The sequence below is a fragment of the Pseudonocardia sp. Cha107L01 genome, assembly GCF_052566575.1.
This window is the reverse complement of record NZ_CP199579.1, coordinates 930768-942619: the sequence shown is the minus strand read 5'-3', so window position 1 is coordinate 942619 and position 11852 is coordinate 930768. Positions and strand designations below refer to the sequence as shown.

9 protein-coding genes are annotated in these 11852 nt (G+C 70.7%); 5 read left to right on the top strand and 4 right to left on the bottom strand.

Annotated elements, in window-relative coordinates; all coding sequences use genetic code 11:
* Nucleotides 1–36: 36 nt before the first annotated feature.
* From glf to ACTXG6_RS04445, 3 genes are read left to right on the top strand one after another with little or no spacing between them, the layout of a single operon-like run.
* Nucleotides 37–1269 (top strand): UDP-galactopyranose mutase, encoded by a 1233-nt coding sequence (glf, locus tag ACTXG6_RS04455; protein ID WP_445186486.1) that lies wholly within the window; start codon nt 37–39, stop codon nt 1267–1269.
* A gap of 7 nt (nt 1270–1276) precedes the next feature.
* Nucleotides 1277–3349 carry a glycosyltransferase gene (locus ACTXG6_RS04450; RefSeq protein ID WP_445186485.1) on the top strand — a complete coding sequence of 691 codons (2073 nt, stop codon included), beginning with the start codon at nt 1277–1279 and terminating at the stop codon, nt 3347–3349.
* A gap of 59 nt (nt 3350–3408) precedes the next feature.
* Nucleotides 3409–4647 (top strand): acyltransferase family protein, encoded by a 1239-nt coding sequence (locus ACTXG6_RS04445; protein WP_445186484.1) that lies wholly within the window; start codon nt 3409–3411, stop codon nt 4645–4647.
* Here ACTXG6_RS04445 and ACTXG6_RS04440 read toward each other — a convergent pair.
* Nucleotides 4592–5227 (bottom strand): nitroreductase family protein, encoded by a 636-nt coding sequence (locus tag ACTXG6_RS04440; RefSeq protein ID WP_445189909.1) that lies wholly within the window; start codon nt 5225–5227, stop codon nt 4592–4594. The two genes, ACTXG6_RS04445 and ACTXG6_RS04440, sit on opposite strands and share 56 nt — an antisense overlap.
* A 116-nt stretch (nt 5228–5343) precedes the next feature.
* Between ACTXG6_RS04440 and ACTXG6_RS04435 the strand changes: the two genes are divergently transcribed.
* Nucleotides 5344–7602, top strand: coding sequence for an FUSC family protein (locus ACTXG6_RS04435; RefSeq protein WP_445186483.1), 2259 nt, complete (start codon nt 5344–5346; stop codon nt 7600–7602).
* Between the two features lie 91 nt (nt 7603–7693).
* Here ACTXG6_RS04435 and ACTXG6_RS04430 read toward each other — a convergent pair whose 3' ends face one another.
* A complete protein-coding gene (locus ACTXG6_RS04430; RefSeq protein ID WP_445186482.1) occupies nt 7694–8449 on the bottom strand; it encodes a decaprenylphospho-beta-D-erythro-pentofuranosid-2-ulose 2-reductase in 756 nt (251 codons plus the stop codon).
* Nucleotides 8450–8460: 11 nt separating this feature from the next.
* Complete coding sequence (locus ACTXG6_RS04425) at nt 8461–9861, bottom strand: FAD-binding protein (RefSeq protein WP_445186481.1); 1401 nt, start codon at nt 9859–9861, stop codon at nt 8461–8463.
* Between the two features lie 57 nt (nt 9862–9918).
* On the opposite strand from ACTXG6_RS04425, the gene ACTXG6_RS04420 reads away from it, so the two are divergent.
* Nucleotides 9919–10434 carry a GtrA family protein gene (locus ACTXG6_RS04420; RefSeq protein WP_445186480.1) on the top strand — a complete coding sequence of 172 codons (516 nt, stop codon included), beginning with the start codon at nt 9919–9921 and terminating at the stop codon, nt 10432–10434.
* Between the two features lie 44 nt (nt 10435–10478).
* On the opposite strand, the gene ACTXG6_RS04415 is transcribed toward ACTXG6_RS04420, so the two are convergent.
* Nucleotides 10479–11816, bottom strand: coding sequence for a UDP-glucose dehydrogenase family protein (locus ACTXG6_RS04415; RefSeq protein ID WP_445186479.1), 1338 nt, complete (start codon nt 11814–11816; stop codon nt 10479–10481).
* Nucleotides 11817–11852: the final 36 nt, after the last annotated feature.

Below are 11852 nucleotides of genomic sequence, written 5' to 3'. Positions count from 1 at the left end.
CCCTCGGTTGTCGTGAGTGAGCGAACCAGCGGCCCAGTGAGCGAGCCAGCCAGCAGTCCGGACCGTGTCTCGGATGTCGACCTGGTGGTGGTCGGGTCCGGGTTCTTCGGGCTGACCGTGGCCGAGCGGGCGGCCGCCGAGCTGGGCAAACGGGTCCTGGTGCTCGAGCGGCGGTCGCACCTGGGCGGCAACGCCTACTCCGAGCCCGAGCCGGAGACCGGCATCGAGATCCACCGCTACGGGGCGCACCTGTTCCACACGTCGAACAAGCGGGTGTGGGAGTACGTCAACCGGTTCACCGCGTTCACCAGCTACCAGCACCGGGTGTTCGCCAAGGTGGCCGACCAGGTCTACGCCTTCCCGATGAACCTGGCGCTGATCAACTCGTTCTTCGGCCGCTCACACACGCCGGACGAGGCCAGGGCGCTGATCGCCGAGCAGGCCAGCGAGGTCGACACCGCGGACGCGAAGAACCTCGAGGAGAAGGCGATCTCGCTGATCGGGCGCCCGCTGTACGAGGCGTTCGTGAAGGGTTACACCGCCAAGCAGTGGCAGACCGACCCGACCGAGCTGGACGCGTCGATCATCACCCGGCTGCCGGTGCGCTACACGTTCAACAACCGGTACTTCAACGACAGTTTCGAGGGTCTGCCGGTCGACGGCTACACCGCGTGGCTGGAGAAGATGGCCGCGACCCCGGGTGTCGAGGTGCGGGTGGACACCGACTACTTCGAGGTCCGCGACCAGCTGCCGGACGTGCCGGTCATCTACACCGGGCCACTGGACCGCTACTTCGACTACGCCGAGGGCGAGCTCGGCTGGCGCACCCTGGACTTCGAGCAGGAGGTCCTCACCGACACCGGTGACTTCCAGGGCACCCCGGTGATGAACTACAACGACGCGGACGTGCCGTACACCCGGATCCACGAGTTCCGGCACTTCCACCCCGAGCGGGACTACCCGACCGACAAAACCGTGATCGTGCGGGAGTACTCGCGGTTCGCCGAGTCCGGTGACGAGCCGTACTACCCGATCAACACCGCCGAGGACCGGGTCAAGCTGGAGCGCTACCGCGAGCTGGCCCGCAAGGAGACCGCGAACCGCAAGGTTCTGTTCGGCGGCCGACTGGGTACCTACCAGTACCTCGACATGCACATGGCGATCGGTTCCGCGCTGTCCATGTTCGACAACCGGATCGCTCCCTACTTCACCGACGGCCATGCACTCGACGGCTCGGACGCCAACGCAGCCACCAACGCAGAGGACTGACCTACAGATGACGGAACTGGCCACGCAGACCAGTGCGGTGCCCAGCACCCCGAACGGGACCACCCGCCGGGGCGCCTCCTCCAAGACCGCAACCAAGACGGCCGGCAAGCGCACCGGGAGCACCTCGGCTGCCGGGACGCCGGCCGCCGAGCCGGCGCCGGCCGCCGCCGAGGTGGTCTGGGACGGCCCGGGCACGCTGCTGCAGCGGGTGATCCTGCCCCGCGCCGGCGACCCGCTGGACGTACGTGCGCTGTATCTGGACGAGGACGAGGGCAACCGCAAGCGGGCGGCGGCGGACAGCCGTACCCGGCTGCGGCTGCCGGCCCAGTCCGAGATCAGCTTCGCCAGCTACTTCAACGCGTTCCCGGCCAGCTACTGGCGGCGCTGGACGACCCTGGAGAGCGTCGAGCTGCGCCTGGCCGTGGACGCCGAGTGCCGGATCGACATCTACCGGTCGAAGGCCGACGGCAGCCAGATCCACGTGCGCGGCACGGTGCTCGGTGGCCGCGCCGCCGCCCCCGGCAGTGGGGTGCACCAGGGCCGGTTCCTGCTGGACCTGCAGCCGTTCGAGGACGGCGGCTGGTACTGGTTCGACCTGACCACCGACGACGAGCCGGTCACCCTGCTCGAGGCCAGCTGGTACGCGCCGGTGGACGCGCCTGGCCAGGCCAACGTGGCCATCGGCATCTGCACCTACAACCGGCCGGACGACTGCGTCGCCGCGCTCGCCGCGCTCGGCGAGGACAAGCTGGTCCGGGACGGGATCGGCGCCGTCATCGTCGCCGACCAGGGCAACCAGAAGATTAAGGACGCGGGCGGTTTCGGCCCCGCCGCCGAGGTGCTTGGCGACCGGCTGCGGATCCACGACCAGCCCAACCTGGGTGGCTCCGGTGGTTTCTCCCGGGGCATGCACGAGGCGCTGACCAGCACGGACTGCGAGCAGATCCTGCTGATGGACGACGACATCGTGATCGAGCCGGACTCGGTGCTGCGCGCGATCGCGTTCTCCCGGTTCGCCGAGTACCCGATGATCGTCGGTGGCCAGATGCTGAACCTGCAGGCCCGCAGCCACCTGCACTCGATGGGTGAGGTCGTCGACCGGCACAAGTTCATGTGGCAGGCCGCGCCGAACGTCACCTACGACCACGACTTCGCCAAGTACCCGCTGCGGCACGCCACCAAGTCGGTCAAGCTGCACCGGCGCATCGACGTGGACTACAACGGCTGGTGGATGTGCCTGATCCCGCGGGTCATCGCGGAGAAGCTGGGCCTGCCGCTGCCGCTGTTCATCAAGTGGGACGACGCCGAGTACGGGCTGCGGGCGCAGAAGGCCGGGCACCCGACGGCGAGCCTGCCCGGCGTGGCCATCTGGCACATGCCCTGGTCGGACAAGGACGACGCCACCGACTGGCAGGCCTACTTCCACCTGCGCAACCGGCTCGTGGTCGCGGCGCTGCACAGCCCGTACCGGCACGGCGGCGCGATGTTCCGGCACAGCCTGAAGAGCACGCTGAAGCACCTGATGTCGCTGGAGTACTCCACGGTGGCCCTGCAGGAACTGGCCATGCACGACTTCGCTGAGGGGCCGGCGGCGCTGTTCGACCAGCTGCCGGTGGCGCTCGGTGAGGTGCGCAAGAAGCGTTCGGAGTTCGACGACGGCCGCGTCCTGGCGTCGGCGAAGGACCTGCCGCTGCCGTCGATGGACCGGGTGCGGGCGAGCCGCTTCCTCAAGCCGCCGACGAACCCGATCACCATCGGCGTCACGCTGATCAGCGGCCTGATCCACAACGTGGTGCCGGTGCAGCCGGAGCACCACAAGCGCCCGCAGCTCAACGTCGCCGCACAGGACGCCCGCTGGTTCCTGCTGGCCCGCCTGGACGGGGCGACCGTGGGCACCTCGGACGGCCGCGGCGTTGCGTACCGCAAGCGGGACCCGAGGGTGTTCTGGAAGCTGCTGGGCACGGCGGTCGGCAACCACCTGCGGCTGGCCAGGGAGTTCCCTCGGCTGCGCCGGGCCTACCAGGATGCGTTGCCTGAACTCACCGGTCCGGAGCAGTGGACCCGGGTGTACCACGGCTGAGCGTGGCGGACACGGGAGATCAGACCGAGCTTTCGGAGGCGGGGCCGGCGACCGGTACGTTGCCGCGCCCCGCGCCGGCGCCGCCGACCTCGCTGGGCGCTGACCCGGGCGAGATCCGCGCACTGACCGGGCTGCGGCTGTTCGCGGCGGCCTGGGTGGTGTTGTTCCACTTCGAGTTCACCCAGGGGAAGTTGCTGGAGAAGGTGCTGGCGCCGATCTACCCGGCGGTCACCACCGGCGCGATGGGCGTAGACCTGTTCTACGTGCTCAGTGGGTTCGTGATCGCGTTCACCTACCTCGGCAAGCTCGGCCCCCGGTGGCGCTGGCGGGTCGCCGGCAAGTTCCTCTGGGCCAGGGTGTGCCGGATCTGGCCGGTGTACGCGCTGGTCACCACGCTGTTCGGGGCCTACCTGGCGATCAAGATGGTGCGGTTGTCCGACGCCACGCCGGCGTACCAGAACGTGCAGCCGACGCTGACCGTGAGCTCGTGGCTGCAGCAGCTGGGCATGGTGCAGATCTGGCTGCGGCCGTGGCACGACGGCGCCTCGTTCGTCGGGCCGGCCTGGTCGATCAGCGCCGAGTGGTTGGCCTACGTGCTGTTCCCGGCGAGCGCCCTGCTGTTCTTCCGGCTGCGCCGCTGGCCGCGCTGGCTGTTGGCCGGCCTGGCGGTGCTGCTGATGGCACCGGAGTCGATTCTGTGCCTGCGCACCGGCAGCCCGTACTTCCCGTTCAGCTGGGCGGCCCGGATCCTGACCGGGTTCACCGCCGGGGTGCTGATCTACCTGGTCGTGCGGGACATCGTGCGTACCGACCGGGTGCGCCGGATCGCGTCCTGGCTGAGCTGGCTGCTGTTGGCCGCCGTGCTGGGCGGGTTGTGGTTCGGCGCCTGGCTCGGCGTCGCCCCGGAGGGCACCGAGCGCGGCGGTGTGGTGCTGGTGCTGTTCCCGCTGCTGGTCGGCGCGCTGTCGCTGGCCGGGGGGTCCCGGGTCGGCGTGGACCGGCTGCTGTCCACCCGGTGGGCGGTGCACGGCGGGCGGATCTCCTACAGCCTGTACCTGGTGCACGTGCCGCTGTTCGAGGTGTTCTGGGCGGTGATGGAGCGGATCCCGGCGTTCCACGCGGACGGGCCGCTCGGCACGGTGCTGACCCCGGTGGTGTTCCTCGCCGCGTTCGGCATCGCGCACCTGCTCTACAGCCTGGTGGAGGAGCCGAGCCGGCGGGTGCTGAGACGTTCAAGCCGGCTTACCAGCGGTTCACGTGCAGTACCTCCGAAAGCGGTTGGCGCGCCGCCGGCTTGAACGTCTCGCCGGTGAAGTACGCGGTGGGCAGCAGGGCGGCCTGCCGGACGGTCTCCGGGATGCCGAGCAGTTCGGCGACCTCGCGCTCGAAGCTCAGGTGCAGCGTGGTCCACGCGGAGCCGAGGCCGCGCGCCCTGGCGGCCAGCATGTAGCTCCACGCCGCCGGCAGCACCGAGCCCCACAGCCCGGACTGGTTCTCCGCCGGCAGCTCCGCCGACCCGGTCTCGATGCACGGGATCAGCAGCACCGGCACCTGGCCCATCACCTCGCCGAGGTAGGAGGCACTGTCGCCGACCCGCTGCTGCACGGCGGCGCGGTTCGGGTCGTCGGCGTGCAGCGCGCCGGCGAACCCCCTGGACTTGGCGTAGTCGGCGAACGAGCGCCGGTAGTACTCACCGATCGCGGCGCGCTCCTCGGCGTCGGTGACCACCATGAAGTGCCAGCCCTGCCGGTTGGACCCGCTGGGCGCCTGCAGTGCGATCTCCAGGCACTCTTTGATCAACTCCAGCGGCACCGGGCGGTTCAGGTCCAGCCGCTTGCGCACCGAGCGCGTGGTGGTCAGCAGCTCGTCCGGGGTCAGGTTCAGCACCGATGTTCCAGTCACTCCCGAATCCTTGCGCGAGTCGGTGGATTCCGCCGTCCGAGTTGCGGGTTTTTGCGGATCGGGCACCGCGACCGGCGGGCTATCGTCGCGAGGTGATCGTCCGTTGGTTCGCCTCTCTCGCCGACCGGTTCTTCGCCTCCGATCACGGGCTGACCCGGTTCCGTTACGCCTCCCAGGCGGTGCTGTCCGTCATCCTGGCCGTGCTGGTGCTGGGCGCGGCGCGGGTGCCGTCGACGGCGCTGCTCCTCGGGGCGGTCGCCGCGATGGTCTGCTCCACGTCGATGCGTACCGGCACGACCGGCCAGCGCGCGGTGAACATCCTGCTCTTCGCGCCGGCGATGGCCGCCTCACTGACGGTGGCCACGCTGCTCTCGCCGTACGCGTTCGCCGGCGACGCCGCCTTCGTCGTGGTCATGTTCATCGCGGTCTATCTGCGCAGGTTCGACCAGCTCGGGTCCAGCCTCGGCATGGGCACGTTCATGGCGTTCTTCTTCGCGATGTTCCTGAAGGCCAAGGTCACCGACCTGCCCGCCATGTACCTGGGGGTCGCGATCGGGGCGTCGAGCTGCGCGGTCATGGCGCTGCTGGTGTTCCGGGAGACCCCGGCGAGCGTGCTGCGGCGCACCACCGGGTCGATCCGGGCGCAGGTGGCCCGGCTGGTCGAGGAGCTGGTCAAGCTGCTCGACGAGGGCGACCCGCTGCCGGAGTCCGACGAGCTGCCGCGTGGCGTCGCCCGCCAGGCCACCCGGATGCACGAGACCACACTGCAGATCGAGGACCGCGCGGACCTGCTCGGGCTGGACCCGCAGTGGCAGCGCCAGCTGGTGGACGCCGAGCTCTCCGCCGACCGGCTGGCCCGCACGACGGTGCGCGCGCTCGGCGACGACCTCGACGAGGCCACCCGCGCCGACCTCGCCGAGGACATGCGCGGGCTGCACCGCTTCGTGGACCGCGACCCGACCGCCGCGCTCACCCTGGACACCGACGAGCTGCTGCTGCGCATCGCGCGCTACGACATCCAGGGCGACCCGGGCCGGTTGGCCACCGACCCGGCACACCACACGCTGCTGGTGCGCCGGGCGATCCGGGAGATGCTGCTGGCCATCGTGCAGATGCGCCAGACCACGGTGCGGGTGCAGACCGAACCGCAGGTGCCCCGCAAGGCCGGCGAGGTCTCCGAGCGCGAGCCGACGTTGGAGGACGCCGAGGGCGGGTTCGACGCCGACGACGACCTCGCTGACGCCGACCGGGAGCCGGAACCGCCGCACCACCACGAGCTGGCCTCGTCCACCCGCAGCGCCATCCAGGCCTCGATCGGTGGCGCACTGGCGATCATCGGTGGCGAGCTGCTCTCCGACCAACGCTGGTACTGGGCGGTGATCGCCGGCTTCATCGTGTTCGCCGGCACCACTTCCCGAGGCGACCTGCTGGTCAAGGGCTGGCGGCGGCTCTGGGGCACGCTGCTCGGCATCATCGCCGGCACCGTGCTGGCCACCCTGCTGGCCGGCAACATCCCGGTCAACATCGTGCTGCTGCTGGTGTGCATCTTCCTGGCGTTCTACTCGCTGCGGGTCTCCTACGCGACGATGACGTTCTTCATCACGGTCATGCTCGGGATGCTCTACGACATCCTGGGCACGTTCACCCCGGACCTGCTGCTGCTGCGGTTGGAGGAGACGGCGATCGGGGTGACCGGTTCGGTGATCGCCGCGATGCTGGTGCTGCCGATGCGCACCCGGTCCACCGTGCTCACCGAGCTGCACGACTACTTCGGCGCGCTGAACCGGGAGCTGGTGGACGCCGAGCGGCTGCTGGTGCACGCGGACCGGGTCTCGGTGATCGCGGCGACCCGTGAGGTGGACCGCGCCGCGACCGACGTGCGCACCGCGATCGCGCCGATGCTGCACCGGTTGAGCCCGTCCCGGGTGCGCCGGGGGCACGCCACCCGGCTGCTGACGCTGACCGAGGAGTCCTCGCTGGCCGCGCGAAACCTGGCCCGCGCGGCCGAGCCCGGTGCGCTCGCCGGGCTGCCCTCCGCCGCCCGCACGCTGGACCGGATCATCGCCAACACCGAGGTGCTGCTCGCCGCGACCGGTACGCCACCGGCGACGGCGAAGCTGGTCAGCGGGCCGGCACTGGCCCCGACCGTGGACGTGCATGCGCTGGCCGCGTCGAACAACGGCGGTGGCGAGCCGGACCGGATCGAGGTGCTGCACCTGCGCCGCACCATCAACTCGCTGGACCGCCTGGACAAGCTGCTGCTGGGCATGGCGGCCCCGCTGGCGCAGACCATCAGCGTCCCCCGGGACCGCTCGCACAGCGCCGACCCGCATCCCGCCATCCGAGGCTGAGGCGCGCGAGAGCGGGCCGCACAGACCGGGTGCACGCCGCACAGAGGTCCCAGCCTCTGTGCGGCGTACAGGCCCTGTGTGCGAGCTGCTGCTAGAGGGGTAGGCGGCGGAAGATCGGGCGCGGGACGTGCCGGAGCACGCTCATCACCGCGCGCAGCGGCGACGGCGCCCAGACCAGCTCACGTCGGTTGCGCACCGCGGCGGCCACCACGTCGGCGACGTCGTCGGCGGTCACCGAGAGCGGGGCGGCGGGCATACCGGCGGTCATCCTGGTCTTCACGAAGCCGGGGCGGACCACGGTGACCCGCACCCCGGACGGCCGCAGCGCCTCGCCCAGCCCGAGGTAGAACCCGTCCATGCCGGCCTTCGAGGAGCCGTACACGAAGTTGGACCGCCGGACCCGCTCGCCGGCCACCGAGGACAACGCCACGATCGCGCCGTGCCCCTGCGAGCGGAACTGACCGGCCAGCGCCACGCCGACGGAGACTGCCGCCGTGTAGTTGACGGTGGCCAGCTCGACGGCGGTGTCGACGTCCTGCCAGGCCGCCTCGGCATCCCCGAGCAGCCCGAACGCGACCACCGCCACATCGACGTCACCGCCGGCGAACGCCTTGGCCACCACCTCGGCGTGCGTCCCGGTGTCGGTCGCGGAGAAGTCCAGCGTCTGTACCGCGCAGCCGCCCTGCTCCAGCCCGGCGACCGCCTCGTCCAGCCGGGTGGACGCGCGCCCGGCCAGGATCACCCGGATCGGGCGGCCACCGGCGAGCCGGCGCACGATGGCCAGCCCGATCTCGGACGTGCCGCCGAGCAGTAGCACGGACTGCGGACTACCTACCGCGTCGATCATCGGGAGATCACTCAGACCAGCTCCAGCCGTCGTGCCATATCGGAGGTGAACACCCCGTCCGGGTCGGCGGCGGCGCGGACCTTGCGCCACTCGTCGAGACGGGGGTAACCGCGCCGGATCGCCGCCGGCGAGGTGCGCGACTCCTTCGCCAGGTAGTGCCGCCCGCCGGCGTCCAGGACCATCGCGTCCAGCTCGTTGCACAGCTCGGCGAGACCTGCAGCGATCGGGAAGTCCACGCAGATCGTCCAGCCCGGGGCGGGGAAGGACAGCGGCGCCCGATTGCCCGCGCCGAACCGCTTGAGCACGTTCAGCCCGGAGGAGTGGCCCGAGGAGGCGATGGTCTCCACGATCCGCCGGAACACCGTCTCCGCGCCGAACGGGACGATGAACTGGTACTGCAGGAAACCGCGCTTGCCGTAGACCCGGTTCCAGTCCGCGAAGACGTCCAGGGCCTGGTAGAAGGCGGTGATGTTCTGTACCGCGTCGCGTTGGCGCTTCGGTGCCTTGCGGTACCAGAGCTCGCTGAACGCGCGCAGCGTCCTCGGGTTCGCCAGCCCGTTGGGGAACACGTCGGGGAAGCGCAGCAGTTGCGGTGCGTCGAACCGCAGCGGGTTGCCCCGCAGCTTGGCCGGCAGTTCCTCGCGCCGGGCCAGCGAGCCCCGCGTGAGCACCGCGCGGCCGAGTGCGGCACCGGTCGTCGTGGTGTCGAACCAGGCCGCCGAGTAGTCGTACCGGTCGTCCGAGCCGTCGGTGAGCAGCGCCATCAGCTCGTCCAGGTCGGCGGTGCGGTCGGTGTCGACCACGAAGTACGCCGACTCGCACCGCTTGAGCGCGATCGTGGCGCGCAGCGTGATGCCGGTGAGCCCCATGCCGCCCACGGTCGCCCAGAACAGCTCGGCCCGGGGCCCGTCCGGGGTCAGCGTGTGCACGGTGCCGTCGGCGGTGGCGAGGTCGATGGACAGCACGTGGTTGCCGAAGCTGCCCGCGCTGTGGTGGTTCTTGCCGTGGATGTCGGAGGCGATCGCACCGCCGATGGTGACCTGGCGGGTGCCCGGCAGCACCGGTACCCACAGCCCGAACGGCAGCGCGGCGCGCATCAGGGTGTCCAGTGACACGCCGGCGTCCACCCGCGCGACGCAGGCATCCGAGTCGATCGCATGGATCCGGTTCAGCCCGGTCATGTCGAGCACCAGGCCGCCGGCGTTCTGGGCCGGGTCACCGTAGGAGCTGCCGAGGCCGCGGGCGGTGATGCCCCGGGGACCGGGGGAGCGCAGCGCGTCCAACACCTCGGACTCGGCGGTGATCGGCGCCACCAGCGCGGTGGTGGGCGCGGTCCGGCCGAACCCGGTGAGGCGCTGCTGTTGGGCGCTACCGGGAACGCTGGTGCTCGGCTCGCTGGGCTGCGGTGACATCGCCGCTCAGGCTACCGATCGGCGTCACCCCGTCCGGGCACGGGTCTGACGTTCCCGGTGGACACCGGGGTCGGACGCCCCGGGATGGACGCCCTCGCCTACCCTGATGTGGTGGATGTGAGCCCGGCTACGGCACCCAGTATGGACCCCCGGTCCAGGCTGGTGCGCCAGCTCAGCCGGTTCGTGCTGGTCGGTTGCATGTCGGCGGTGGTCGACTACGGCCTCTACCAGGCGCTGCTGCATCTCGACCTGCACGCCAGCCTGGCCAAGGCGATCAGTTTCATCTGCGGCACCACCACGGCGTACCTGCTGAACCGGCGCTTCACCTTCAACGCGCCGACCGTGCGGGGCGCGAGCCGGTTCACCGGGTTCCTGCTGCTCTACGGCACCACGTTCTTCGTCAACGTCGGGGTCAACGCGGTGGCGTTGAAGCTCATCCCGGACATGTCGCTGAAGACCACGATCTGCTGGCTGCTCGCGCAGGCCACGGCGACCTGCATCAACTTCCTGGTGCTGCGCACCGTCGTCTTCCGCCTCCCGCCCCCGGGACCGGACCCTGTGCCGAGCCCGTGAGTGGCGAGTTGGGTGATGGCCCAGCTCGCCGCTCACGGGTTTGGTCAGCGGCAGCCGACGCCGACCCAGGAGAAGCCGGCGCGGCGTAGGACGTCGGGGTCGAGCAGGTTGCGGGTGTCGACCACGGTGCGGGTGGCCGCGACCCGGGCCAGCGCCGGCCAGTCCAATGCCCGGAACTCCGGCCATTCGGTGAGCACCACGATCGCGTCGGCGTCCTTCGCGGCGGTCATCGCGTTGTCGGTGACCGCGATGCCGTCGGTGAACCCGGGCACCGGGGCGGGGCAGCCGGGGTCGAACCCGGTCAGCTCGGCGCCCTCGGCGAGCAGGTCGGCGGCCACCGCGAGCGCCGGGGAGTCGCGCAGGTCGTCGGTTCCGGCCTTGAAGGTCAACCCGAGCAACCCGATCCGCTTGTCCGCCAGGCAGCCGCCGACCGCACCGCGGATCTTGTCCACCATCCGCCCGCTCTGCCGCTGGTTCGTCTCCAGCGACGCGGTGAGCAGCGGGAAGTCGAAACCGGCGGCGTCGGAGATCTGCATCAGCGCGTGGGTGTCCTTCGGCAGACACGACCCACCCCAGCCCGGGCCGGGCTTGAGGAACGACTGCCCGATCCGCTTGTCGTAGCCCATGCCCTCGGTGACCTCGTGCACGTCGGCGCCGAGCCGCTCGCACAGCTCGGCCATCGCGTTCACATACGACAGCTTCATCGCCAGGAAACAGTTCGCCGCGTACTTGACCATCTCCGCGCTGGCCGCGTCGGTCAGCAGCGTCGGCGCACCGAGCCGGGAGTACAGCGCGGCGACCCGCTCCGCGGCGTCCTGCTGCTCACAGCCCACCACGATCCGGTCCGGGTTGAGGAAGTCGTGCACCGCGCTGCCCTCACGCAGGAACTCCGGGTTGGACACCACCGCGATGTCCCGGCGCCCCAGCAGCTGCTTGGTCCGCGCCGCGGTGCCGACCGGCACGGTGGACTTGTTCACCACCACGCACCCGCGCGGCAACAGGTCACGCACCTCCTGCGCGACGGCCTCGACGGCGGCCAGATCAGCGGCACCACCCTCGCCCATCGGGGTGGGCACACACAGGAACACCACCTCGACCGGGTCGTCAGTGCCGTTGAGAGAGCCGCCGTCCGGAGCAGCACCGACCGGCGCGACAGCGTCACGGGCACCGACCACGAAACTCAACCGCCCCGCCGCCACCCCCTCCGCGACCAGCTCACTCAGCCCCGGTTCCAGGATGGTGACGTCACCGTCACGCAACCGGGCGATCTTCTCCGCGTCGATGTCGGCACACACCACCCGGTGGCCGAGCGAGGCGAGGCAGGCACCCGTGGTCAGGCCCACGTACCCGGTGCCGATGACAGCGATACGACGAACGAACATCGCGCTCCTGGCCGGTGTCGGGGATGTCGTCTCGCC